We start from the raw sequence: 26541 nt of genomic DNA, 5'->3' as shown, positions 1-26541 counted from the left end.
TGCCTCTTTCCTTTAGTTTGCGTTTCTTTGTTCAACAGCAGCTACACATTTCTTCAGCACCGCTTCCGGTGCCTTGATACACGTATTGATATTTACTCGAATTTGCGGTTTTCCTTCAAACCGTTCCATCCCAACAACTTTTTGGTCAGTCGCTAAAAGCAAGAAATCCGCTTCTTTTGCTTCGGCTGCAGTGATCTCATTGACTTGCCCTAATGAGCCTTGCTGTTCGATCTTGACCTCATAGCCAAGTTTCACACCAGCTTTTTCTAAAGCTTTTGCCGCCATCGGTGTATGTGCCAATCCAGCTGGACAGGCGGAAATTCCTACTATTTTCATACAATTTTCTCTCCCATCATTTCCTTTTTGATCAATTCTGCTAAATAAGCTTTGTCTTCTGATTGTTGAATCTGCTGGATGAATGTCTCTTCAAGCAATGCGGTTGCTAGGCGACTCAACATTTGCAGATGCACCGTTCCTTCATCTTTTTTAGGAACCATCAAAGCAAACACATTTTTGACTGCCGAATCATCGAAGGTTTCCCATTCGATGGCTTGCTCTAAACGAATAAACAAAACGGTCGGTTCCAAAACCGGTTCAGCTTTTGCATGTGGAATAGCAAAGCCTTCTTGTAAGCCGGTTGAATATTGTGCTTCCCGTTCAATGAATGCCGCACATGTATCTGCTGCATTGGTAACGATCCCTGATTCATAGGCATGATGCGCAATTACGTGAAACAGTTCTTCTTTTGATGTAACAGCCACATTCAAGAGAATATTTTTTTTCTGAAAATCCATCTCATCTGCTCCTTTCCTTTATTATGAAACCATTATCGTAATTCGTGTGGTTTATTTTCTGTACACGTTTAATTTACGGTTTCTAATTCACGATGTAAACACAACAAATTTCCAATTCAAGTGGCAATCATTAGTAAAGCGTTTTCCAAAATGATTGCCAACTCTTCTGGAAATTTTCGGTACTGGTGAAGCATTTCATTCTTATTCTTTCTATTGTATGATGAGAAAGAGCACGGAGGTGAAACAAGTGTCAAAACTTGCTTATCAACGATTAGATGATCTAATGGAAGTATTAACTAGACAAACGGCGCCGCTACCAATGAAGGAGTTAACAAAAAGCTTCTCGATTTCTGAGCGAACGGTTCGGACCGACATTGCAAATTTGAATGATTTGTTAACAAATGTGGGTGCCTCCATCAAGTTGATTCGAGGGCAAGGCTATTTGTTGTCTATTGGTTCAAAAGAACGATTTCATGACTGGTGGACTGAAAGTATGTCGACTACCGAGTCCTTTCTAACTACGAGTGAAGAACGACAAGCCTATCTACTTTTCCTTTTATTTAAGAATGTAAACCCTTTATCCTTAGATGATTTTCTTGATCGATTATTTATTAGTAAAAACACCTTTTACTCATACTTAAAAACGGCTCGAGACAATTTAGCGACCTATCAATTAAAAATAGTAAATCGTCCAAATATTGGCTTTGAAGTCTTGGGTAACGAATTCGCCAAGCGACAAGCAATCAGTGATCTTTTGATTGAAAAAGATCTCCAAGAGTATTTGGTGGGTTTTACGGAAATGGAACTTGAGTTGTTTGATACGATTGATCTGACCCGCTTGCAAGAATTGTCATTAAATCATCTGGCGCCCTTAGACTTGTTAGACTCTGACTACTATCATAAAAACATTCTTTCTCATTTTGCTTTAGCAATCAGTCGCTTTATAGCTGGCCATCAGATCAACGAATTTCCCTTGCACGTGCCCGCGCTCAAAGAAGACGCCCAGAAAGTTGTTGGTCACTTCTTAGAAGAAATCGATCATGCATTTGATATACAATTGACTGCTGGAGAAAAACAATACTTCATTTACTATCTTGCGATGAATGCACCACGTTTAGTTGAAACAGGCGATGCAAGCGATTCTTCCACGAAAACTGCGAAAGCCATTGTGGAAGAATTATTAACTGCGATCAAACAGACGTCAAACTATGCGTTAGAGACAGACAAGATGCTAATAGACGATTTGACATCTCATATTGAGGGCTTTATCAACATGAATCTAATGGATGCACGCCGTAGCAATCCATTGCTGGCAACGATCAGAAAATCTTTTCCACAGGCTTATGATTTATGTTTGACTCATTTAGAAACGGTAAGCCTGAAACACGGTTTTTATTTTTCTCCTGATGAGATCGGCTATATCGCTTTGCACATCGCAGGTGCTATGGAAAGGAGTTCCATCAGAAATCATCATAAACATCGCGTCATCCTTGTTTGCGGAACCGGTCGAGCCATGAGTCGTATTATTGAAGCAAAAATTATCAAACACTATCAAGAAACGATCGAAGTCGTTGATCGCTTTTCTTACGTCGAGCTACAACAATGTGATCTTTCTGCCATTGATTTTGTGATCACAACCGTTCCATTAGAACAGTTCTCGGTTCCTTCTATTTACATCAACATGGCCAAGCTAGATAAAGAAATTGGCAAAATCGAACCGTTCATTGAAACGCTCAGTGAATCAAAAGATGGTATCTATTCATTGTTTCAAAAAGCATTTTTTCTTCATGAAAATCATGCAGATAAAGAAACCTTACTAAAGAAAATGGCGCAGCAATTGTACCAAAAAGATTTTGTGCCCCAAGATTTTTATGATAGTGTGAAAAAACGAGAAGCAATCAATCAGACCAATATTAACGAGTGGCTTGCTATCCCCCATCCCATGACCTTGATGGCAAAACGCTCAGCCGTTTCAGTGGCGATCATTCCTGACGGCGTTGATTGGGGAAATGGTGATTTGGTTAAATTCGTCTTTCTCTTTGCGATTCAAAAAGACGAATATGAAGATACCGAAGAAATCTATAGTCTTTTATTAGAGTTGATGGATCGTGAAGATATTCAACAAGCAATCCTGCAAAATAGTGACTATCACCACTTTTTGAGCTGTATAAAGCAATTATAAAAGGAGCTGGGGAATCCAGCTCCTTTTGTTGATTCTAACTTTTGTGAAATGCATGCAAACTATGGTTAAGGAATAGAAGGTTTCTGAAATCATGAACGATAGACATATGTTAAAAATCAAACAGTTTCTATTCAAAGATTAATGCATAAATCACTATGTTCACCAGTTGTTACTGCCAGCCAATCACATTAAGTTCTGGCCACTTCGAACACCATTTTTCAATCTTTTTTTCATAAACTTCCCGGGAAATCATCGCTTTGTTTGGTCTTACTATCCCAGAAAAGAGGTCATACATGCCATAAGGGGCAAAAACCTGGAGCTTGCTTTCCTGATCAAAAAAAACACCGATCGAGGTTGCAGTACTGGGCCAAGTACTGATCGCTTCTTCAGTAGAGGTATATGCGGGAATAGAAAACCCGAATTCTTCTTCATACCATAGGTGCACCCTTGCCTCATTCTTTACATCCAGCGCATATTGATTTTGTTTAGTAGTTTCCACTATTTGTTCTAGTACCATGCGTTCTTTCTCTTGACTCAAATCTGTGTCAAAATAAACGATATCCACATCACTTATTCCGTAACCGATGGGCTTAGAAAAAAGATGATTCCATACAGACTGCGTGACACTTCCTCCACCGACATAGAGGTTTGGAATACCTAAAGCCGAGACATCTTTAATGATCTTGTAAAGAGTAGTATCTTTTTTCAAAATATTAATCAATACCGTTTCTTGAATAGCTAGACTCTTATTCTGATACATTGTTCTTCTCCTATCTGAAGCTTTCTACACTGTTTATCCTAATCTTTTCGTTTCGGTTTTTCACATTAAATTTCACTTAATACATATTGGTTGCACAAAGTACTCTTGAATTATAAATATAACTCATAAAAAGATTTGCCTCCGCTAAATTTGGAATTAGCATACCCTCTACTTAACTTCATAGACCTTTTGCTCTTTTTTCAACTGCTTGTAAAAATTTCAACCTTGTTTCTATCGTATTACTTTCTCGTCTCATATTTCCCAGCACAAGATTTTTTTTTGTTTTTATTCCACAATGACTCAGGACTGCATTTTTTAATACAGATATACCGTAACTATCAGGAACACTAATTGGACCACTAAATATTTTATAGAAAAAGGTAGGAGCCTTGCTCGTTACAATAATGTCTGCAGTTCGGCCACTTAAAAGCTTCTTGAATTGTCTTCCGCGTATGTAGTTCATCAAGAAAAATCCAGAGTAATTCGAGGAATAAGCGATACCTGGTGTGAAGACTCGGTCAATCCATCCTTTTAGGAGACTCGGCATGGAGCTCCACCAAATAGGGTATATAAAAACAAGATGATCAGCCCATTGAATCAGTTTTTGCGATTCTTCTATGATTGGGTCAACAGTCATACGTGTGCGGTAACCATAGCGTAATACTGGATCAAAAAATAGTTCTCCTAAATTTAAATGAGCAATATCATGACTACTCGCATCAATATTTTCTTTATATACTTTGTATATCTCTGAACAAAAACTTGCTTTATCAGGATGGCCATTAACAATCAATACCATCATTTTATCCTCCTTAGTGTACACTTTTTGGTTCACTAATCATCTCATATCTTAAAGAAAGATCATATAGTAAAAAAAGAAGAAGTGAATTTATCAACTTCTTCCTTCAAAATAGTACCTATCTATCAAAGAACTGTATTCCAAAGTTATTGGTATTAACTCTATACGAATTCAATTCTTCGTATGTGTTTAATCAAACACGAGTAAAACTAGTTCTTACTTTTTTTATTTTTGAAAGCCAACAGTGCGAAAATAAAGATCAAAAATGATCCAATTAATCCATATAATGGATTGAAAGCCTCTCCTGTCTTAGGTAATGTCTCATTATTCGATTTCTTCAGTTTATCATTTTCTTTCTCCAACACTTTTTCCCTGGTTGCTTTAATTGAACGATCATTTATTGAAAATTTGATCGGTGTTTTATCAATTTGATAACCACTCGGTGCTTTGGTTTCAATCAACTGATACTCTCCTACTTCTAAATTACTTATCTCAACCTTTCCATCTTTGCTCGTAACTATGTTTTTTTGTACAATATTTCCTTTCGAATCTCGCAGCTCAAACTCTGCATTTGCCAGTAGCTTTCCTGTTTCACTGTCTACTTTTTTCAGAGTTACTTTCCCAAGTTTTGGTGATACATAAGTATTCTTGAAAATAATCGATTCTTGGTACGCTGGAATTGCCACTAATTGCCCTGTTTGGTCTTCCACTTTCACGGTTACATGGTAGACTGTATCATCGTAGGTGATCGTGCTATCTGTCCCTACGACTTCTCGGATCGTATACTTGTATGTCCCTGCTTGGTCATAGTCGATTGCATCGAAGTAAATTTTTCCGTTGGCATCATTGGTCTTGGTTTGAAGCACTTCCCCTTGCTCGTCCAACAGCTGGAATTGAAATTCATCTGCACTTAGTGCTTTGCCAGCTAGTTCTTTACTTGCTTCTAGAACCACACTCCCTTTTGCGGGATTGTAGCTATTTTTAAAAACAGCACTGCCTTCATAGCTTGGACTTGCCACTAATTGCCCTGTTTGGTCTTCCACTTTCACGGTTACATGGTAGACTGTATCATCGTAGGTGATCGTGCTATCTGTCCCTGCGACTTCTCGGATCGTATACTTGTATGTCCCTGCTTGGTCATAGTCGATTGCATCGAAGTAAATTTTTCCGTTGGCATCATTGGTCTTGGTTTGGAGCACTTCCCCTTGTTCGTCCAACAGCTGGAATTGAAATTCATCTGCACTTAGTGCTTTGCCAGTCAGTTCTTTACTTGCTTCTAGAACCGCACTCCCTTTTGCGGGATTGTAGCTATTTTCAAAAACAGCACTGCCTTCATAGCTTGGACTTGCCACTAATTGCCCCGATTGATCCTCCACATTTACCGTTACATGATAGACTGTGTCATCATAGGTGATCGTGCTATCTGTCCCTACGACTTCTCGGATCGTATACTTGTATGTGCCAGCTTGGTCATAGTCGATCGCATCGAAGTAAATTTTTCCGTTGGCATCATTGGTCTTGGTTTGAAGCACTTCCCCTTGCTCGTCCAACAGCTGGAATTGAAATTCATCTGCACTTAGTGCTTTGCCAGCTAGTTCTTTACTTGCTTCTAGAACCGCACTCCCTTTTGCGGGATTGTAGCTATTTTTAAAAACAGCACTGCCTTCATAGCTTGGACTTGCCACTAATTGCCCTGTTTGGTCTTCCACATTTACGGTCACGTGGTAGACTGTGTCATCATAGGTGATCGTGCTATCTGTCCCTACGACTTCTCGGATCGTATACTTGTATGTCCCTGCTTGGTCATAGTCGATTGCATCGAAGTAAATTTTTCCGTTGGCATCATTGGTCTTGGTTTGGAGCACTTCCCCTTGTTCGTCCAACAGCTGGAATTGAAATTCATCTGCACTTAGTGCTTTGCCAGTCAGTTCTTTACTTGCTTCTAGAACCGCACTCCCTTTTGCGGGATTGTAGCTATTTTCAAAAACAGCACTGCCTTCATAGCTTGGACTTGCCACTAATTGCCCCGATTGATCCTCCACATTTACCGTTACATGATAGACTGTGTCATCATAGGTGATCGTGCTATCTGTCCCTACGACTTCTCGGATCGTATACTTGTATGTGCCAGCTTGGTCATAGTCGATCGCATCGAAGTAAATTTTTCCGTTGGCATCATTGGTCTTGGTTTGAAGCACTTCCCCTTGCTCGTCCAACAGCTGGAATTGAAATTCATCTGCACTTAGTGCTTTGCCAGCTAGTTCTTTACTTGCTTCTAGAACCGCACTTCCTTTTGCGGGATTGTAGCTATTTTTAAAAACAGCACTGCCTTCATAGCTTGGACTTGCCACTAATTGCCCTGTTTGGTCTTCCACATTTACGGTCACGTGGTAGACTGTATCATCGTAGGTGATCGTGCTATCTGTCCCTACGACTTCTCGGATCGTATACTTGTATGTCCCTGCTTGGTCATAGTCGATTGCATCGAAGTAAATTTTTCCGTTGGCATCATTGGTCTTGGTTTGGAGCACTTCCCCTTGTTCGTCCAACAGCTGGAATTGAAATTCATCTGCACTTAGTGCTTTGCCAGTCAATTCTTTACTTGCTTCTAGAGTCAAAGCGACAGGTTTTTCTATTTTCTTGTTTACAACATTTTTCGTCACTTCTTTATCGTTACCAAAGTCGCTTGGAGTAACAGTTAGTACCTGATCCAATAATTCATAACCCGCAGGAGCTTTTATTTCCTTTATCGTATAATTATCCTTCAGAAGATCATTGATAGAAGCTCGCCCCTCGTCATCTGTTGTCAATTTTCCTACAACTTGTCCCGTTGACTCACGTAGAACTTCAAATTGTGCACCAGAAAGAACTTCCCCTGATTCATTCGTTTTAAGAATACTTACCGTGTAATTATATCCTTCGGCTTCGCCTCCTCCTTTTTGGTAATTTGTATAGGCAACGCCATCCTTTATCACTACGTCATTTGATGTCAATACAGCCGTATTAACGATATTCTCTCCATCAACAGGCGTATAGGCTAGTTCTGCTTTATAGTAAATTGCATATTGATCTTCACTACCAATATCTCCAAAATCTATTGAGAATGATCGTTGATCACTAGAAACATTGATTTCATAATCTCCAGTCACGTTGACACGATTTACTAATTCCCAATCATTTCCAGCAGCATTTAATTGCCACTTTCCTTTATAAATAATGAACGAACCTGGAACATAAGTGACAGCCTGACTATTTATCGCATCGGTGATTGTAGCATCAGGATAGTTACCGCTACTTCGATTGATGGCAACATAATATTGAATCGTTTGATCACTTCCGTCTGTAAACCAACCAGATTTCGTTAAAGGATATGTGGTTGTATCTATACCGGCATAATCAATTTCAATTGGAAAGGTCGTTCCTTCAACATCAATCGTCGTCGTGATTGTCTGTTCCTCTTGAACAATTGTTGAATCAACGCCCGCGTAAAAATAAAAAGAGCCATGTATATCTGAATGGGTTTCTGCATAATCTGTATAGGTCAGAATAATCTGTTTTGAATCTGACAGAACGGTTGCATTGGCGACGATGTTTCCGTTCGAATCTTTTAGTTCAAACGATTCGTTACTACCAAATCTAAGTTCAGACGGTAAGGTGATCGTTGTCGTATCCCCTTCTTTTACTTGGTTATTTGGTAGATCAAACGTCCCATTGATTCGAAATGTCTCCCACTGTCCAACAGCTTCCGTCAGAGGATCTCCATTTTCATCCGTGATACTAAAGGAAGTGATCACATCATCAACTGCTGAAATTGGAGCAATGGTTGGCGCTCTTGATTGTTTCTCCGAAGTCTGTAAAGTTTCTGATTTAAGATCTGATTGTACCTCTGTATTCTGTAAATCTGTAGATTCTACCGATCCACTTGATGTGGTGGTTGATGTTTCACTTTGTGACTCACTTGTTATATTTGTTACATCACTCGTTTCACTTGTAGCTTGTGTAGTTTGGGTTTCACCAAAACTCATTTCAGCAATCGCGTGTAATGGCGCAACTAAGATAGATGTTACAATTACTAAAAGGCTAAAATAAGTAGAAATTCTTCTTTTCATATTCACCGATTCCTTTTCTATACTATTAATGTGTTGCATACTGACATTTTTATACCGTTGCTATAAGATTCATCTATTTCAACTACTATCTTTTATGCAAATATTCCGTGTACTTTCTTCCATATAAAATTCCTCCAGACATACTTTCTAAAATTTTTCCTAAATAGATGGGTTTTTCATTTGAAGGCAAATAAGGTTGTTCCGTTAACATTGTTAATTGTTGCTCAATTGAGAGGAAATTTTCCTTTTGTTTTCTGTATTTTGCTAATTTTTCTGAATCATTCTCAACAACGATTTCGTTATCATCTGAACCTATTTCAAACGCATATACTGGTACTTCTTCCTTAGTTTTATCTTTAGGCAAAAAACTTATTTGATTGATTAGGAAAAAGGGTAGTACTACCCATGTAAAATATTTATCTTTCAAATGTTCCCTCCTTTAGTTGCACTAGCAACTCTCCCAATTCCTTCCAATCGTTGGACGTTGGCGGTTTTTTCCAAATAAGTTGTTCGCAGTTCAATTTATCCATCGCACAATCCGAAAGAAATAACTTGGTATTATTACTGATTTTGGCTTCAAAGATAAGATTCATCGATTGTAATGACTGTAGCATCATTTTTATATAGTCGTTATAATTATTCCCATGTGAAAAATCAATACAAACATTTAAAGGTGCCTCAATTTCTTCCATGGGTAGCCGCGTAACTAGTAAGAAAAGATAGTCATAGTAAAGTTTATTTTTCTCTGATTCAGACTGAAAAAAAACGGATTTTTCTATTTCCAGAAAAAATTTTCGAATAAATTTATCGATTGCTGGATTGGTTTCTTGAAAATAATTGAACTTCCCTCGAACAATAAACGACTGATTTTTAAAGCGATAAACTAACCACTTAATATGTATATTTGTTAGTTCATTCTCTATAAAATCATCTTTTATTACGTATTGGAATGTATCAAAAAACATAGAAATAAATTTTTGAGTCAACTTATCAGCTTCTTCATGCATGTCAAACGTCATGAACTTCTTAATAAATTTTTCATTGTCGATTTCAAAATGACAGAACATCAAAAAATAACCAATTTCTTTTTCAATCTGCTTATCGCTAATCGAAAAGTCCATAGTTAACGTTTTTTTTAACCACTTCGTAAAATCATTTTTCCCATAATCCACATAAGTTTCTTGTATAAAATGTTTATTTTTCAGTCGAATGAACCAAATACTAATAAACATAGTTAGTTTAATTTCTTTTGTTTTAGGGATTATTAATAAATACTGCGATGAAAATTGCTTTATAATTTTATCGGTCAATTGACGAATTTCTTTTGGAAAAGGATTTTCAATACCGTTAAATAACTCATAATACGTACTAAATAATATACTGCGTACGTTTAACTCCTCCCCAATAATTCTGTTCTTTTTAATCAGTATATTTTCTTCATTTAATAAAGATTTTAAATGGCGAAATTTCACGTAACTAGCAGTCTGACTACTGTGTAGTAATCCGACTTGCTTTTTCATAGGAATCTCACTGATGAAGAAATTATCCAAAATGTTAAACAGCTCACAAATTCTAATGAACTTAATTCTTATTTTTTTTACTGTTACGTAATCGAGATTAGCGCAACTGATTTCTCCAGATTTTTTTATACAAATTTCAGTGTCTTTAGAAATTAAGTACAAATGCGTATTCAATTCATCTATATAAGTTTCAACTTTATAGACAGAAATAGCCAAAATCTTACTTAATTCTGAAACGGTACAATAATGATTTTTGTAATTCTCAATGTATTTGAGAATTACCCACTCATAACGATACCTCTCAATCAACAGCTCTTCTGACAACATAGAAATACGTCCTCCCTAATATAAGTTTACAAGATTAGTCAAAAAGTAGTATAAGCTTTTTTAAACAAAATTACTTATTTTTTTTATTTTTAAAAAAAATATAGTAATTTTAATTTAATTCATGTAATTAGAAAGTTGAACTACATATGCTCATACGTCATTAGCAGATGAACGATAATTAGTTTTCTTATCATCTATTTTTTTCATATTCATATTTCCCCCTTGTCGCCATTTAATTTTTGACAAAAAGGCAAATTGATTAAGAATTTATCTCATCGACTATCGTTAACTACAAAGCTAATATTCATTCTAGAAACAACTTAATAGAGGTACTCGCAACTCGTTGACAAATTGCTTCCTTTCAGCTAAGATTTTCTTATTGTTCCATTAATTCAATATCCAAACCACCACCGGGTGATAGAAGTGTTTGGTAAACTCATTAGGTCCTTGAAGAGTTTACTGGATGCTTATTTTTTTTGAGGAGGAAAAAGTATATGACATGGATGTATTTATTTTTAGGCGGCTTTTTTGAAGTGGTATGGGCTTCGACTATGAAGCTAAGTAATGGATTTACCCACTTTTGGTATAGTGTCTCTACACTACTCGGAATGATTTTCAGCTTTGGCTTCCTGGCTTTAGCGGTAAAAAACTTACCATTAAGTATTGCTTACCCCGTTTGGACAGGGATAGGCGCAGTTGGTTCGATCATTATCGGCGTCGTGTTCTTCAAAGATCAGCTATCCCTTCTGACTTGGGTGTTCGTTGCTTTATTAATAGTCGGGATTTTGGGCATCAAGTTTACCAGCGGACATTGATGATATCTAAAAAAACAGCCGTCAGTTCATTTCTGGCGGCTATTTTATGGCAATTCATTCAGTTTCAGTATAGATATAGTTAGTTTTAGTATAATTAAACTTTACTTTTATATAACTATGGTTTACAATGATTTTGGGAGGTGATCGTTTGAAGGAAGATTTTGGCGACTCTATTGCTAATAAAGTATATGAATATCGGGTGTTAGCTAGGCTTACTCAGCAAGAACTTGCGGACAAAGTAGGTGTTTCAAAACAAACGATTTTTGTCATGGAAAAAGGCAACTATACGCCAACGCTTTTATTAGCCTATCGTCTAGCGAACGTTTTTCAAGTGGACATCACTGATTTATTTACTTATACAGAAGGAGAGAGGAAATATGGTCATTAAATCACTTTCAGATATTCCCAGCGCATTATTTTACCGTCTGAAAACTTGGGCAGAATATTCTAATGCCAACTGGAACCTATTGCTAGGTATCGGCATGCTTTTACTGATTTTTGGCATTGCTTTGGTTTATGTTTACACTAAAAAAATTGGCAAAGAAGATGAACATTCGCAAAAAATCTATTACATCTCCACCATTGCGATGCTGCTAACGATCGTCTTTTTAGACATTCTCTTTCCAAAAGATTACATGTGGAATCAGTTTTTCCTTTACAAGTATGCTCTGGCTTTTATAGTGAGCGGGCTGAGTTTGGTTTATCAGTATAGAAAACAATTTTTATAAAAAACAAACTCGGTCCCTTTAAGATGGGAACCGAGTTTTTTTCTGTGATCAGTACCTGTTCATAGATCACTCACTTTTTATTCGCAGAAGTAAAGCAGAAATACTGCAAACAATCGTCACATTCGAAAATTGTTTGCAGTTTCCTACCTCTAATTTAGTATAAGCAACACTCGATCAAATCTTCTTCAAGCGTTTCTTCGATCCTTCTTACTCACTCTTTCTTTTTGAGCGTTTCATAAAGAGACCTAATAGTGATGCGACAACCAATGCCGCTCCTCCATACAAACCGTACGGCGTTGCTTGTTCCCCAGTTTTTGGAAGAATTTTTTCACTAGTTGCTGTTTTTGTTGTTTCTGGTACTTTAGTCGTTGGTTCCTTATCAGTAGACGATGTCGTAGCTTCTGGATTTGTCTGATCATTTGGTGTGTTGCTTGGCTCTTTTGATGGGTCTGTCGGATCGGTTGGATTCTTTATATACGTCACAGTCAGTTCCCTATCTTCATCTTCCACAGTCAATCCTGTTTGTTCTTTGACCGTCGTAACATCTGCCGTGTAGCCATCAATATTCTTGCTTTTCACCGCATCAAAGGTCGTATCATTGTTTTTCGCTTGCCATTCACCAAAAGTTTTTTCACCTGTTGCTTCATTCGTTGTCACTGTCCGCTTGAAGGTGACCGTGTCGACTTTGTCTGGGGCGGCTTCTTTGCCGTCTTCATACATATAATGAATCGTTTGCTTGATTTCTTTAGTTTCTGTTGACTTAGTCATATTTGGTGAGTAAGTGACAGTTACTTTAAGATCTTCTGATTCTGCAGTCAAACCTGTGACTTCATCTATGCTTGTTTTGTCTGCGTGGTAGTTCTTGATTTCGGGACTTTTCATTTCATTAAACGTTGTATCATCATCTTTGGCTTGCCATTCACCAAAAGTTTTGTCACCTGTTGCTTCATTCGTTGTGACAGTTCGTGTAAAAGTAACAGTGTCCGTTTTGTCTGGTGCGGCTTGTTTACTATCTTCATACACATAATGGATCGTTTGCTTGACCTCTTTAGTTTCTGTTGACTTAGTCATATTTGGTGAGTAAGTAACAGTTACTTCGGAGTCTTTGGTGTTAGCTGTCAAACCTGTAACTTCGTCAATGCTTGTTTTGTCTGCGTGATAATTCTTGATTTCAGGACTTTGTACTTCATCAAACGTTGTATCATCATCTTTGGCTTGCCATTCACCAAAAGTTTTGTCACCGGTTGCTTCATTCATTGTGACAGTTCGTATAAAAGTAATAGTGTCCGTTTTGTCTGGTGCGGCTTGTTTACTATCTTCATACACATAATGGATCGTTTGCTTGACCTCTTTAGTTTCTGTTGACTCAGTCATATTTGGCGAGTAAGTAACAGTTACTTCGGAGTCTTTGGTGTTAGCTGTCAAACCTGTAACTTCGTCAATGCTTGTTTTGTCTGCATGGTAGTTCTTGATTTCGGGACTTTTCATTTCATCAAACGTTGTATCATCATCTTTGGCTTGCCATTCACCAAAAGTTTTGTCACCTGTTGCTTCATTCGTTGTAACTGTCCGTGTGAAGGTGACCGTGTCTACTTTGTCTGGTGCGGCTTGTTTACTATCTTCATACACATAATGGATCATTCGCTTGACTTCTTTTGTTTCCGTTGATTCGACTATCTTTGGCGAGTAAATGACAAATTCTTCAATATCTTCTGAATCGGCCTTTACATCCATGACTTCATCAATAAAATCCCTGTCTGTATAGTAGTTGGCTATCTCCGGACTTTTGACTAAATCAAATATCGTATCATCATCTCTTGCTTGCCATTCACCGAACGTTTCTTCGCCAGTGGCTAGATTCGTCCTTATTTCTCGAGTAAATTCAACTGTATCTACATGATCTGGAGCAGCTTCCGTACCGTCTTCATGCAAATAGTGAATGATTCGTGCGACAATTTTCCTTTCTTCCTTGGTTTCTATCAAGGGACTATAGATATACGTGACCGTTTGCGGAACATTACTAAAGACAACCTTCTCATCACCATGGACTTCCTTCAATGTATAGTTAGGAATATCTTCAGGAACAACTTCAATTGTATCGCCAATATTTCCGCCAGTCAGTACATTCGGGGGCAATAATTCATTGCCATCTTCATCTAAGTAATTGACCGTAACTGGTGCGGCCTCAATGTGATGAGGCTGCCACACATAAGTGTCCGCCATAGACGCGCCATCGTAGGACATAACAAGATCTTTTGATGAGTAGACATAATCGCCATAAGGCGCATCAACTGTTCCATTTCCAACATTTTGCCAATATCCTGTATAGTAACTGGAATGAAAGCCATACATGTCACTAGGCTCTGACAAATTGACCGGATAGGGATTACTTGACGAATTTTTCCACCCAACAAAACTAAAATTCGGCCCCAACTTTAATTCCTTTAAGTACAAAGCATTGCCTAAAAATTCGTTCATCCCTGCTCCCAATGAGCTTATTACACTACTGCTATCAAAGTTCGACAAATCTAGCGATGATCCTCGAAAGCCATAGAACATATTATTCATTGTGGTCGCTTGACTCGTATCAAGAAAAGTCAGTCCTACAATTTCATCCAACTCTGAAGGGACTTTCCCATCATGAGAGGTACTTTCAAACAGACCTGGCACATCTGCTGGTAGAATGACTGGTGCTGTGAGAATAACTTTTTTTATGACCATATTTTTAAGTTCTTCCGTTAAAGGAATCACTTGATCCACCGCAGTTGTTAATGTACCTGCTCCTACAGTCAAAAACCCTTCAATATCTAATGTTGCTGGCGCAGTCCCCCACATGCCCGTCCACAATATATTTTCTGCTAGCGCAGATTTTACTTCCTGACTCTCATCAGCCGCCATACTGCTTTCTGTGTCTTCTTCTGTACTGGCGTTTTCTGCAGACTGTTCTGTTCGCTGATCAGATTCCGTTTCTTCTACTTGAGTTGACTCGACTGTTTCTTGTTCAGTTTCTTGTTCAACTGCTTTTTCTTTGCTCCCCGTTTCAGAAGTGGTCGTTTCCTCCGTTACTGCTGGTTCGGAAACTTGCTGTTCAGAAAGATTCTCACTCGTACTCAGTGTTGCTTCCTCTATCTCTGAAGTGCTGATTGTTTCGGCCGCAGCAGGGATGCTAACAACTGCTTGTGTAACAATTGGGCTTCCCAAAATAAACACTGACGAACTAACAAGAAGACGCGACAATAGTTCTTGCTTCGCTGATTTTTTCATTACTGTTCCCTCTTTCAATTTAAGTGAATAAGCGCAGCGACACTCTCCCCAATGCAAAAAAGCTGCCCGTTGACAACTACTTCTTACTTCTATGTAATACGTTCGTTGTTCTCATTCCTTATGCCTGCATTATTACATGGTTCTCGGATCAGGACACGACAATAAACGGCTTGAAAAATACAAAAAAAGTCCTATTTTATAAAAAGAAAATAAAGGAATATGAAGGGGGCGATCGCTAAAAGTGTATACAAAATAAAATAAATAACACGTTATTGTCAGACTACACTCTATTTTTAACTCTTTCTTCTCAATAACTTACCACACTGATGAGAGTTCCGTGATTCTAAAAAAGATGTGTTAGATTAAAAAAAGAGGACTGATTCCTCAGCCCCCTTTTCTTTGTCTGCTTTTTTAATCAATGAAGCGTAAGCAACACCGTCATTCAAGAAAACACTGGCTTACCATTACTTTTGCCGATAGGTAACCATAAAGAGACGTTCCGTGTTTTCGAAATGTACTCCCTTTATCGCGCTATCCCTTAAAAGCTATCGCATCAATTTGAAAAAGAATCCCCACCTCGCCAGAATGAGCAAATTCTGTCTGAATCGATTTTCTAACAGGAAATTTCCCATGGAAGGTTTCTTTTAAAATCTTTTCCATAATCGGAATATCAAAAATATTTTTGAAAAGTACATCCATCTTTACCACATCTGCTAGTGCTAAATCCACCAATTTTAATCGCTCTTCTAATTGCTTCAGTGCTCCTACAATCTGCTTTTCGATCGGCTCGCCAATATTTCCCACGCAATAGCCAACAAAAACAAAATTTCCTGCTTCGATCACGCCCGAAAGCGCCCATTCCTCATTAATATCATAACGTTTTATCATTTTCTTCTTTACTCCTTTTGCGTTTGAGCCATTTTTTTCACTACTTTTATAAAAAAAACTTCTATGCCTATGTTTTGCCAAAACACAGGAAATTCAATGATTACCGCAAATGAATGTTTCGTTTTTCAACCAAAAGAAAAACTCCTAGAACCACCATCATGATGGAAAGAGCCATTCCTACAGAAAACTCATCACGACTTCCAAAATGAAGAATCTGCCAAAGCCTTGTCAGCTGATTTACATTTGCGGCTTTTACGATCAGCTGTAAAAGATAATAGAGGAAAAACAAGAGGGCAGTGACACCGAATGCTTTTGCTGCCGTGTAGCAAACAAGCGATTTTTCTTGTTCATCTTTCGTTTGGACAAAGGCATAGTATACCCAATAGCCCCCATATATTGATGTAAGAATAGACACTGTTACGATAAAATACTTTGTAAAAATATACCCTACTTCCCCGATACTCATAACCATTCCTTCTCTTCTAGTACATTTGGTTTTCATTTTGATGATGCTCTTCTACTTTGGCTCATGTTTAACAGCTTATTGATTTTTGCTTTATTGCTTCAGCCAACCTTTATTTACGGCATCATCTATAAGTTTTCTAACATAGTCCCAAACTTCTGGCATAATTTCTTTGATGACCTCGTTTCGTTTTAATTCGCGTTCAACATCAATGTTATTTTCTAACCAGGTATTCCCGTCACAGTAGTATATCTGCAAGACCGGCTGTAACCTATCGATTGCCGCTGCATATTTTGCTTCTACGGTTGCCATTTCCTCAAACGCTTCCCACAAAGCCATAAATTCATCATATTGTTCTCTCGGCAATGTAGAAAATAAACTTGTAGCTGCTTCCCGTTCTCGCTGTTCTTTATCCAGGTACCCAGCTTCATCATAACAATAGGTATCACCCGCTTCGATTTCTACCATATCATGAATAATTAACATTTTGAGTGCTCGCAACAAATCCACTTGCCCTTCGGTTGCGACATGTTCTGCAAGCAATAGTGCACATAATGTCAAATGCCAGGTGTGCTCTGCATCATTTTCCCGTTGGTTTCTATCATAGATCAGTGTCGATTGTCTAAGGATAGATTTAAGCTTGTCAGCTTCGACAATAAACTGGATCCTCTTTTCTATTGCATTCATCTGTGACCTCCAATTATTTGTTAAATGAATTTATATCAAAGGGACAGCTTTTTTCCACAATGCCTCCAAAGTTGCCTAAAAAGACTGCAGCCTTTTCTTTTGGTAAAACAATTACTCCTGCACAAACCTTAATGAAAGGCTCCTTTCAAACTTCCTATAACACTTTTTCCTCACGAATGATCTTTGTTGTTACTTCAACTACTCCACGGAAAAATGCAATGAATGGGGCGTAGGCGCGATCAATGTCAGCCCACATCTTTCTTTAAAATAGGTTTTGCTATCTTGTTTCGCCACTTGCAAAATTTCTGCCTCAGCAAAAGGGACCACATTGTCACTCCCCCGCAATTCACTGCATTCCAAAATAATCAAAATTTCTGCTTCTAATGTATTGATTCTCGCATACTGTTCAAAAAAGTTTTCGTGATTGATTTCTTGGATCGCTCGTTTGATTTCGAAGCAATTGGCAAGAATCTTCTCTTTGAGTTCTGGAAACTCTTCCTTGAAAAAAAGCCGCTCCGTTTCCTCCATGTAGAAGTTTAAATATTCTTCCATTGAATGGATCTTAAATGCTGACTCCATCTTTAGCCCTCCTGTTCTATTTATTGGTGAATCTTATGTAAAATCCTGTTTATATGTTTATAGTTGGAACGAATACGTCGATGCGTACTCTATGGAAATATTGAAAGGAAATCGATCTTTAGGCTGAAATCACTAGCATTTCGTTAAATAGAGGATTCGAACACTTTTTCTTAGCTTCGCTTTTTCGTAAAACGTTTCTGTTGACCGAGATCTTTATGCCTGCATTATTACATGTTTTTTAGGAAAGGAGACGCCAATCATTTGTTTGTTAGAAGCAAATAAAGTCCTGTTAGATACCTTCGGGTTGGATCGTATCAATTTTAGTTTCATAAAAGTAAACAAGCCCAAGAGCCGATTGAGCGATTGACAAACTACATAGGAAATCTGAGAAACGCTGTGCAAAACTTTTCACTTCCCACTAAAAAAAGGGAGGATTCTCTGGTTTTGAGAATCCTCCCTTTTTTTCATACTGTGAAATCCACAGTTTTACGTATGTTTTTGACTAAACTCATTCTGGAACTTTTCAACTGCTTCAATCAGTTCAAGCCAGCGATCCCCCGTTGGAAAACTATTCCATTTAAAAAATTGGACGTTGGGGTTTTGGTCAATAAAGGCTTGCCGATTGACGGGATAATCTGTCACGACAAAATCGGGATTTTCGGAAACAAATGAAAGTGTGTACCCAAACCAGCGTTTCAATCGTTCCTTTTGTCTGATTTCTTGGATTTTTCCGAATTTTGATTCGTGAAAAATACGAACCGTAGAACGATCAATTTTCGCTACCAGAGAAAGAAGCATACTATATTGAAAAAGCAAGCGATTGTTCGCTTCATACATGGTTGAAAAAATTGATGATTGTTGCGCTAACGATTGGTACATCTCCTGAACAAGCGGAAAAATCTTAGGGAAGACACGGCGATAATCTTTGTCCGTGGTGCTTTTTCCAAAGGCATCGATCTTATTTTTCGATGCAAAAAGAAGCGAAACCGAATGAATATTCAAGGCATTGACCAACAGATAATCAATATTGCTTTCAGAAACGAGAAAAACTTTCTGAGCATTTTCCGCAAATAGCCTTGCTGCAGCGATTGCTCGTGGAGAAAAATGTTCCCCAATTGTTAACTGACTAGGAATCTCTTCAGGTAAGTACGTCGTCATGACAGAAAACATATAATACAAGAAGAGAAATTCTGTTTCTGGAAGCCCATTTAGAATCAAATTGTCTCTTAGCAATGGCTTGATGAGCTCTTCTTTAAATTCTTCAAAGGAAATCGTCAGATGCCTCATCTCCCTCATCTCTTGAGGAATCTCTTTTACAGGAAAGCCTCTTTTAAAACGATAAATACTCAATGCCAACAATTGCACAAATTTCTCCTGATCAATCCCGCGATAAAAACTGGGATAACTTGTCAACTTTTTCTTCAATGTACTGACACTTTGTTTCGTCAATCCACTATAACGCGCGTTCGTTGCATCATAGATCTGCCAATACATGATGTGGAAAAAATGCCGAATGCGGTATTCTTCGCCCACAAAAAGCGGTTTTCTTTTTAGGTTCAATCGAATGTGATAATTTTCAAGAATCGTTTCTACTTCCTTTAGTTTTCTTTGAACCGTGCGATTGCTGACATAATGTTGTTGGGCGGTTTCTTCCAGCGACACATATTTATCACTAAAGAGTCTGTCTAAAATTTGAAATGGCATGCTTTCTGCTAGCATGACCGAATAAAGCTTAGACAAAAGAAAATTCGGCGCAAAATAAAGCGTCATCTCTCTACCTTCATGCAACGCAATCTCAAAATAAGGATACGCCTTTTGCAAATCGAGTGCTCGCTCAAAAACTAAGACGATTCTTCGTTTTGATAAGTTAGTCTTTTCAGCAAGAATATTTAGTTTTTCACGCTCCACCGCCTGCTCAAAAAAATGCGCAAACAATTCATAAACATCTTGGTCTAATTTAGTTAAAAGAAATTTATACATAATAATACCTCTTAACTTTATTTTTAAGGTAATTATACTCCTTTCACAATCTATTTTCATTCAGTGTGTATTCATTGACTACTTATTTCATTTTATAAGAAGCTGTCTCTGAAACTATCACCTTCTGAATCATTTAGGATAAGCAAAAGCATGGCTACAACTACTTAGAACTACGAGTTACTACGTCTGGAGAGCATTGCTCTTTCTAACAGCTAGTTTAAGACGACAAAACAGTCCAAAGCGCTATTTATCAAAAAATTATTTTATAATAATAAAAGTAAAAAACCGTATATTTTGCTACGATAATAAGAGAGTCGGTTTTTAGGAGTATTTACAATCGAATAGTTAGGTAGCCTTTGAGCATTTCAACAATTCCAAAAGCTTTTACTTTCTATCAATTACGCTTATATAAAGTTGAAAATTAGTACAGTTATTTTTAAAGTATCTTCGCCATAATCAAGCTAACTTCTTACATTATTTAAAAAGAATGGGGGACAGGTGTTCATGCTTCGCTGAATGAACTGAAATCAATGAAAATATCAAAAAAAATAGTATGGTCAAGTGTTGCTAGTATTCTCGTTCTAATTTTAATAAGTCTCGCTGTCTTTTTCTCCCCTAGTAATAAAGCTGGGATCGTTGTTTCAAATGACTTTGGAAAGATCACCGTTCCGTTGCGAATAAATAGAACCTATTTAACTCAAACAAACACTGTCTTCTATCAGCCTGAAATACGCTCAGCCAAAACAGCTCTGGAGGAGGCGAATTTATTAGGAGAAAGCACACTTTCGATAAAAATCGGTGAGGAAGAAAAAGAAATTGTTTCTTATATTGATGCCAATGTTAAGAACTTCTCTCTAGAACTAAACGTGGAAGACTATGACAAAACAACAGGAAAATTAGTCTTGACTATTGCCTATCGGGATGGCTTGAATGATGAATTCAAGAACGTAACATTCGAAAGATAACTGACAAAAATCTCATATTCTCGCTCATAATTAAATAGGGTTAAACAAAGAGTATCCAGAAAACAATCAATTCTGGATACTCTTTCCTCTCTATTGAAAAGCTTTTAATTTTCAGTTTTTCTTTTTCGTCTCAAAATTACTACGAAAGAAAACAGAACAGTGATGACTCCCAAAAAGCCCATGATTCGTTGACCTGTACGTTGTTCTCCTGTTGCAGGCAACTTATTTTTTGATTTGGTTTTTGTGCTTGTTTGCTTGCTGTTATTTCCTGAGCTATTCCCGTTCTCTTCGTCCGGCGTCTTGTTTTCTGATTCTGGTGTATCTTTTCCTGAATCTTCTCCCGGTTCATTCTCTTTATCAGCACTGTAAACATAAATAACTTCTTGGACGGCATCACTGAAGGTACCTTTTGCATTTTTAGGCGTCTTTGAAACTCGCCAGCCAGCTATTTCTTTGGCGTTGCTTTCATAAGACAAGCCAACTTTTCCACTAAGGATCGTTGGTTCAGCTAATTGATTTCCTTCCATGTCTTCATATCTTACGATAACCAGTGCTGCATCACTACGTTCATAGACATAGGTAACTTCTTGCGCATTTTCACTATAAGTCCCGTTAGCGTTAGTTGGCATTTGGGAAACGTACCAGCCTGGGATGGCTTTGGCTTCACTTGTATAGGGCAGACCTATTTTACCACTCAATACTGTCGGGGCAGATAGTTGATTCCCTTCTTTATCTTTATACTTGACCGTAACTGGGGCTGCATCACTACGTTCATAGACATAAACGACTTCTTGAGCTGTTTCGCTATAAGCCCCATTAGCGTTAGTTGGTGTTTGAGAAACGTACCACCCATTGATTGTTTTGGCTTCACTTGTATAGGGTAAACCTACTTTGCCATTCATTACGGTTGGTGCTGCTAATTCATTGCCTTCTGTATCTTCATACTTGACCGTAACTGGGGCTGCATCGCTACGCTCATAGACATAAACGACTTCTTGAGCTGTTTCGCTATAAGTCCCATTAGCGTTAGTTGGTGTTTGAGAAACGTACCACCCATTGATTGTTTTGGCTTCACTTGTATAGGGTAACCCTACTTTACCATTCAATACGGTTGGTGTTGCCAATTCATTGCCTTCTGTATCTTCATACTTGACCGTCACTGGCGCTGCATCGCTACGTTCATAGACATAAACGACTTCTTGAGCTGTTTCGCTGTAAGTCCCGTTGGCGTTAATTGGTGTTTGAGAAACGTACCACCCATTAATTGCTTTAGCTTCACTTGTATAGGGCAAACCTACTTTGCCATTCATTACGGTTGGTGCTGCCAATTCATTGCCTTCTGTATCTTCATACTTCACGGTAACTGGGGCCGCATCACTACGCTCATAGACATAAACGACTTCTTGCGCGGTATCACTGAAGGTCCCTATCTTATCCCCTTGAATCTCTTTCAGTGTATAGCCTGAGATATCCTTTTCTTCCGTAGTAAAGGGGTCGCCTACATACCCTGATAAAGTGACATTTGGTGCAAGCGTCTGTCCGTTTTCGTCAAGATACTTGACCGTAACATCTTCTGCAGTATTCACATACTTCACAGGTACTTGATAATTCACTAAATATTGAATGGTACCTGTACTAGCAGCTCTCTCGGTGGATAAACGATTAGGAACAAGAGAAGTGATTGACAAATAGTCAACATTGGCGGGAATATTTTTAAATTGAATTCCTTCTTCAGTCAGTTCAAACCCATCATTTTCATATAAGGGAAAGCTATAGCCATTTTTATCTATCCCCCGAATCGAATAAGAATACTTTTTGTTGGACAAAGAAGAGAGCAACGCATTTCCTTGGGTATCAACCATCATACGGTCTTTATAAAGAACATCAGATTGGCCATCTTTTACTAGCATTGGCTCTAATAGTATTTTCTCCTGAGTCATAATAGATAGTTGGGAATTTTGATGGTGTTCTGGAGATAGCTCTAACTTAGAAAAATCCGTCATGCTACTTGCATAGACCGTCAGATAATCTGTTACCCATCCACTAAGATATTGACCAACCCCAATTAATTCTTGGGCTGTCAAATAGGCATCATAATTACCTATGTGGATATTTGAAAAAGATCCTTTTGGAAGAATGTGTGCTAGTACATTAGGACGGGTAAACAATGTTGCATTTTCCGCCATAGTGATTTGGGGAACATTCGTAGCAATAATAGACGTCGTGTATAACGCTTGCAAGTTGCTAGCGTATTCTAAACCAGTAAAATCGACTACTGTGTCTTTGACTAAAGAAGAAAAATCTAACTGTTTTAGATTCACCATATCTTCTTGAGTGATTGTATCAACGGTTTTGTTTAGCCCTTTCGCTACCTCATTTTGCAAATTCTTATCCGGCATCCAAGTGTCTAATGAAACGCTTCGATTAGAGAATGCCTCTTTCATTTCCGCTGATGATTCAGTTGCCGAGCTAGCTGTGTCTTTACTTGGATCAGGGAGGGGTTCTTCTGTACTTTCCGTCGAGCCACTTTTCTCATCATCATTAACCACTTCTTTCGATTCTAAGTTACTTGTGGTGTCACCGTTGATTTCTTCTATAGGAGAAGAATCGACTGTTTCAGTAGTCTCCTCCACTTTTTCTAATGTTCCTAATGTCGTTATTTCTTTGTTTGATGGAATGGTTTCCTGTTCCTCAGCCATAACTTGTGCCAAAGGTGCCAACACAGGCTGACTTAACAAGATCACCAATGACAAATAGCCCCAAAATTTCCTTTTCATAACATTCTCCTTTTATATTCGTTTAAATACGATACGCTTTCCTATCTTTCACCTATCGACAAACTTCCCCTTCTGATGATGGTGACGACTTGTTAATTACAACTTTTAGACACAGGATACCCCTGTTCATTTTGATAGTATTACATGGTTCATCATTCTGAACACGTCAACATTTGTATCAGAAATGACCAAACTTGTCAGGTTTTAACAAACAGGTTATTCAAGCAAACAGATCGCTCACTTCACCTGCTCCTTCATGCTCCAAGCTTGGCCCCAGTTAGCGTTATAATTACTGATTTACATTGTTTTTTTAAATTTACACACAAAAAAAGAGACACATAACATGCATCTCTTTGGGCGGCCCATTGTAAGTTCAGCCTATTATTGATTTTTTACTAGTTATCCCGATACTCGATCGTCAATCCTTTTAAAAAGTTGCGGGCATATTTGTCTAGGCATGGCTTGTAATTGCGATGGCCTTCTTTTCGTAAAATGGCGCCTAATTCACCTTTTGAAACTTTGACTCCCGCTTGCTCGAAAATGTCCAGCATTTCATCTGTTGTTAGGGAAAGGGCGATTTTTATTTTCTTCAGCATCAAATTATTTACATTGCCATTGTTCAACTCTAGGACAGGTTCTGCAGCATCTGGCTTTGTTCCTCGTTGCGAGCGAATCAAACCATTTAAGAAACGCTCAAAGGCTTCATTGGTACACTCAATCTCGTAGGTCTCAGGATCTTTTTTCTTCAATAATTGTCTTACTTCTTCTTTTGAGAAAGAAGCGCCGCCAAGTTCAAAAATTTTCACCATGTCGGTATCCTTGATATCCAAAGCATAGCGTAAACGCGTCAAGCGATCATTGTGATTCATTCTATACACCATCCATTTCTTAGGTTGATTATAACAAATAAAAATGCTTAAGAACCATCATTTTTGAATTCCTTTGCTTGGGATTGCTAGAAAATTAATTGCCCAACGCTTAGACAACACCCGTTTGCGTTCATGTGAAAGTCCCTTGTACTGATTCACGACACAATCAGTAACGACCAAAACAGTTTCTGTCGCCATCCTCTGTCTTCTTCACTGTAACATGGTACATAGATTAGGAAAATCATTCGAGTATTTTCTACTGCCGATCATTACCGATGATAAAAGGAGGTCTGCTTTATCCTTCTTTCCTCATTAAGCAATCACTGAAGGAACAAAAAATGTATGGTTTTCGCTTTTCAGGACAAAGAACTAGGAGGGGAAAAAATGACATTTGTGTTGATTCTATGTATAGGACTTGCCCTTGTGCTTAGTATCTATTCAACGAATAAAAGAAAAAAGAAATAAGCGAGTTTGATTTCTTTTAGGAAGGGCGTATTTTCGTCCTTTTTCATTTACTGCTTAAAATACCCTGATTTTCAATCTTCTTTTAAAATGGGGGCTTCTGTTAGGAAAAGCCGAGCATTGCCTCTATATGGATGACAGGATGCACGCTTGGTCATCGTTTCCTCATCTCTAAAAGGAACCTGCTTAAGTGTATTATTTTTCTAAACTCTTCTTATCCGCTATACTTAATTTAACGAGAAAATTTTTTGCTTAACAATAAAATAATCAAAAGCAAGGCAGGTGTTCTTGACCCTTTTGGTTGATTTTATTGTTTTATTTCGTGTAGCAAAAACAAAAAGGAGAGGAAAGAAATGAAGAAATACGGGAAATTTTTGGTGATGATTGGGGTATCGACGGTGATTATGTTTTGTATGATGTATTTCAATGTCTACGCCCTCGATCATATCTTTTTCAGCCAAACCCGCCTATTTATGGCACTGATGATGGGCGCGATGATGGCGATCATCATGCTGTTATTTATGTGGAAGATGTATGACAACAAGAAAATGAATATCGGAATTTTAGTTGTCAGTGTTGTACTCTTTTTTGGTTCACTGTTTATGGTCAGAAGCCAAACCGCCGTGGGAGATACGGCCTGGATGAAAGCCATGATTCCCCATCATTCGATTGCGATTCTAACCAGTAAAAATGCCGATTTGTCTGATCCAAGAGTAAAAGAACTTGCAGAAAAAATCATTGACGCACAGGAAAAAGAAATCAAAGAAATGAAAGAATTGATCGAAGAGTTGGAAAACAAATAGCCAGTTTGTGTGCTCACTCAAAGAACCATCAGATCAACTTTATCGCCACGGTTGCGAAGCCCTTCAAGCAATGACTGAAGGGCTTCTTTTTTATCGTCAGTTGCTTTCTTTCTACTGAAAAACCCTGACCGTTATTGCATCCGTTCTTGTTTGACTTTCTTATCCACAACATGACGCTTGGCAAGCTCTTGGCGAATAGCCGCTAAATCAATCCCCATTTCTGCCATTAAAACCAATGTATGATACGCCAAATCAGCAATCTCATAAACGGTTTCTTGGCGGTCTTCCTTCATCGCCCCAATCACGACCTCGGTTGCTTCCTCGCCGATTTTTTTTAAGATTTTCTCACTGCCTTTTTCAAACAAGTAGCTGGTATAGCTACCATCTTGCGGCGTATCTTTACGACCTTTTATCAGCTCATACAACGCATCGATGGTCGGAGAGGATTCTGTACCATAAAGCACCTCTGTAAAGCAGCTTTCTGTGCCTGTATGGCAAGCAGGTCCATCTTTTTTTACTTTGGCGACTAAGGCATCTTGATCGCAATCTGCGGTCAATGATACTAAATGCTGGTAATTGCCGCTGGTTTCTCCTTTGCGCCACAATTCTTGGCGACTGCGGGAATAAAAGGTCATCAATCGGTCCTTCAGGGTCAAGGTCAAACTTTCTTGGTTCATATAAGCCAAGGTCAAGACTTCATTCGTTTCCACATCCTGCACGATCACTGGAACCAATCCTTGTTCATCAAATCGTACTTGCACCATGTTATC

The 26541-nt window shown here is 38.1% G+C and carries 23 protein-coding genes; 6 read left to right on the top strand and 17 right to left on the bottom strand.

What is annotated here, in order from left to right; translation table 11 throughout:
- Nucleotides 1–12: 12 nt before the first annotated feature.
- Together IGI72_RS03750 and IGI72_RS03745 are read right to left on the bottom strand one after the other, a co-directional pair.
- Entirely contained in the window at nt 13–336 is a 324-nt protein-coding gene (locus IGI72_RS03750; RefSeq protein WP_005225262.1) for a PTS fructose transporter subunit IIB, read from the bottom strand.
- Nucleotides 333–794 (bottom strand): PTS sugar transporter subunit IIA, encoded by a 462-nt coding sequence (locus tag IGI72_RS03745; RefSeq protein ID WP_005225261.1) that lies wholly within the window; start codon nt 792–794, stop codon nt 333–335. The genes IGI72_RS03750 and IGI72_RS03745 overlap by 4 nt, the downstream gene beginning before the upstream one ends.
- Nucleotides 795–1041: 247 nt before the next feature.
- On the opposite strand from IGI72_RS03745, the gene IGI72_RS03740 reads away from it, so the two are divergent.
- A complete protein-coding gene (locus tag IGI72_RS03740; RefSeq protein ID WP_438753210.1) occupies nt 1042–2976 on the top strand; it encodes a BglG family transcription antiterminator in 1935 nt (644 codons plus the stop codon).
- 169 nt (nt 2977–3145) lie between these two features.
- On the opposite strand, the gene IGI72_RS03735 is transcribed toward IGI72_RS03740, so the two are convergent.
- From IGI72_RS03735 to IGI72_RS03715, 5 genes are all read right to left on the bottom strand, one after another.
- On the bottom strand, nt 3146–3736 hold the full coding sequence (locus IGI72_RS03735) for a nucleotidyltransferase family protein (protein WP_015509119.1): 591 nt from the start codon (nt 3734–3736) through the stop codon (nt 3146–3148).
- 178 nt (nt 3737–3914) lie between these two features.
- On the bottom strand, nt 3915–4538 hold the full coding sequence (locus IGI72_RS03730) for an NAD(P)H-dependent oxidoreductase (protein ID WP_438753207.1): 624 nt from the start codon (nt 4536–4538) through the stop codon (nt 3915–3917).
- Between the two features lie 206 nt (nt 4539–4744).
- Nucleotides 4745–8644, bottom strand: a complete 3900-nt coding sequence (locus IGI72_RS03725) for a Spy0128 family protein (RefSeq protein ID WP_438753205.1) — start codon at nt 8642–8644, stop codon at nt 4745–4747.
- 85 nt (nt 8645–8729) lie between these two features.
- Nucleotides 8730–9071 (bottom strand): hypothetical protein, encoded by a 342-nt coding sequence (locus tag IGI72_RS03720; RefSeq protein ID WP_438753203.1) that lies wholly within the window; start codon nt 9069–9071, stop codon nt 8730–8732.
- A complete protein-coding gene (locus tag IGI72_RS03715) occupies nt 9061–10491 on the bottom strand; it encodes a hypothetical protein (RefSeq protein ID WP_438753200.1) in 1431 nt (476 codons plus the stop codon). Before IGI72_RS03715 ends, IGI72_RS03720 begins: the two co-directional genes overlap by 11 nt.
- A gap of 494 nt (nt 10492–10985) precedes the next feature.
- Here IGI72_RS03715 and IGI72_RS03710 point away from each other — a divergent pair, with 494 nt between their 5' ends.
- From IGI72_RS03710 to IGI72_RS03700, 3 genes are all read left to right on the top strand, one after another.
- Nucleotides 10986–11306, top strand: a complete 321-nt coding sequence (locus tag IGI72_RS03710) for a DMT family transporter (protein ID WP_015509118.1) — start codon at nt 10986–10988, stop codon at nt 11304–11306.
- A gap of 148 nt (nt 11307–11454) precedes the next feature.
- A complete protein-coding gene (locus IGI72_RS03705) occupies nt 11455–11694 on the top strand; it encodes a helix-turn-helix transcriptional regulator (RefSeq protein WP_015509117.1) in 240 nt (79 codons plus the stop codon).
- The gene (locus IGI72_RS03700; RefSeq protein WP_015509116.1) at nt 11684–12034 is read left to right on the top strand and encodes a hypothetical protein; all 351 of its coding nucleotides are present in this window, start codon (nt 11684–11686) and stop codon (nt 12032–12034) included. Before IGI72_RS03705 ends, IGI72_RS03700 begins: the two co-directional genes overlap by 11 nt.
- Before the next feature lie 207 nt (nt 12035–12241).
- Here the strand turns inward: IGI72_RS03700 and IGI72_RS03695 are convergent, their stop codons facing one another.
- The 6 genes from IGI72_RS03695 to IGI72_RS03670 all read right to left on the bottom strand — a co-directional run bounded on the left by IGI72_RS03695 (nt 12242) and on the right by IGI72_RS03670 (nt 19895).
- Nucleotides 12242–15298 (bottom strand): mucin-binding protein, encoded by a 3057-nt coding sequence (locus tag IGI72_RS03695; RefSeq protein ID WP_438753196.1) that lies wholly within the window; start codon nt 15296–15298, stop codon nt 12242–12244.
- Between the two features lie 531 nt (nt 15299–15829).
- On the bottom strand, nt 15830–16186 hold the full coding sequence (locus tag IGI72_RS03690; protein ID WP_015509114.1) for a RidA family protein: 357 nt from the start codon (nt 16184–16186) through the stop codon (nt 15830–15832).
- Between the two features lie 100 nt (nt 16187–16286).
- Entirely contained in the window at nt 16287–16652 is a 366-nt protein-coding gene (locus IGI72_RS03685; protein ID WP_438753194.1) for a hypothetical protein, read from the bottom strand.
- Between the two features lie 90 nt (nt 16653–16742).
- The gene (locus tag IGI72_RS03680) at nt 16743–17336 is read right to left on the bottom strand and encodes an HD domain-containing protein (RefSeq protein WP_438753192.1); all 594 of its coding nucleotides are present in this window, start codon (nt 17334–17336) and stop codon (nt 16743–16745) included.
- A 198-nt stretch (nt 17337–17534) separates the two neighbouring features.
- Nucleotides 17535–17915 (bottom strand): DUF7006 family protein, encoded by a 381-nt coding sequence (locus IGI72_RS03675; RefSeq protein WP_005225213.1) that lies wholly within the window; start codon nt 17913–17915, stop codon nt 17535–17537.
- A 486-nt stretch (nt 17916–18401) separates the two neighbouring features.
- Nucleotides 18402–19895, bottom strand: a complete 1494-nt coding sequence (locus IGI72_RS03670; protein ID WP_438753190.1) for a helix-turn-helix domain-containing protein — start codon at nt 19893–19895, stop codon at nt 18402–18404.
- Between the two features lie 530 nt (nt 19896–20425).
- Between IGI72_RS03670 and IGI72_RS03665 the strand changes: the two genes are divergently transcribed.
- The gene (locus IGI72_RS03665) at nt 20426–20860 is read left to right on the top strand and encodes a hypothetical protein (RefSeq protein WP_438753187.1); all 435 of its coding nucleotides are present in this window, start codon (nt 20426–20428) and stop codon (nt 20858–20860) included.
- Nucleotides 20861–20964: 104 nt separating this feature from the next.
- On the opposite strand, the gene IGI72_RS03660 is transcribed toward IGI72_RS03665, so the two are convergent.
- The 3 genes from IGI72_RS03660 to IGI72_RS03650 form a co-directional block, all read right to left on the bottom strand.
- On the bottom strand, nt 20965–23637 hold the full coding sequence (locus IGI72_RS03660; RefSeq protein ID WP_438753185.1) for a MucBP domain-containing protein: 2673 nt from the start codon (nt 23635–23637) through the stop codon (nt 20965–20967).
- Nucleotides 23638–24032: 395 nt separating this feature from the next.
- A complete protein-coding gene (locus IGI72_RS03655) occupies nt 24033–24506 on the bottom strand; it encodes a DUF1456 family protein (protein ID WP_336682607.1) in 474 nt (157 codons plus the stop codon).
- Nucleotides 24507–24563: 57 nt separating this feature from the next.
- Nucleotides 24564–24704 (bottom strand): hypothetical protein, encoded by a 141-nt coding sequence (locus IGI72_RS03650; RefSeq protein WP_284592015.1) that lies wholly within the window; start codon nt 24702–24704, stop codon nt 24564–24566.
- 617 nt (nt 24705–25321) lie between these two features.
- Here IGI72_RS03650 and IGI72_RS03645 point away from each other — a divergent pair.
- On the top strand, nt 25322–25771 hold the full coding sequence (locus IGI72_RS03645) for a DUF305 domain-containing protein (protein ID WP_005225207.1): 450 nt from the start codon (nt 25322–25324) through the stop codon (nt 25769–25771).
- A gap of 131 nt (nt 25772–25902) precedes the next feature.
- Here the strand turns inward: IGI72_RS03645 and hisIE are convergent, their stop codons facing one another.
- Nucleotides 25903–26535 (bottom strand): bifunctional phosphoribosyl-AMP cyclohydrolase/phosphoribosyl-ATP diphosphatase HisIE, encoded by a 633-nt coding sequence (hisIE, locus tag IGI72_RS03640; protein WP_438753181.1) that lies wholly within the window; start codon nt 26533–26535, stop codon nt 25903–25905.
- Between the last annotated feature and the right edge of the window lie 6 nt (nt 26536–26541).

The sequence above is a fragment of the Enterococcus sp. DIV1059_2 genome (genome assembly GCF_051713685.1).
Classification (GTDB): Bacteria; Bacillota; Bacilli; order Lactobacillales; family Enterococcaceae; genus Enterococcus_D; species Enterococcus_D casseliflavus.
Note: the sequence above shows the minus strand (reverse complement) of the source record. Positions and strands in the feature narration are given on the sequence as shown.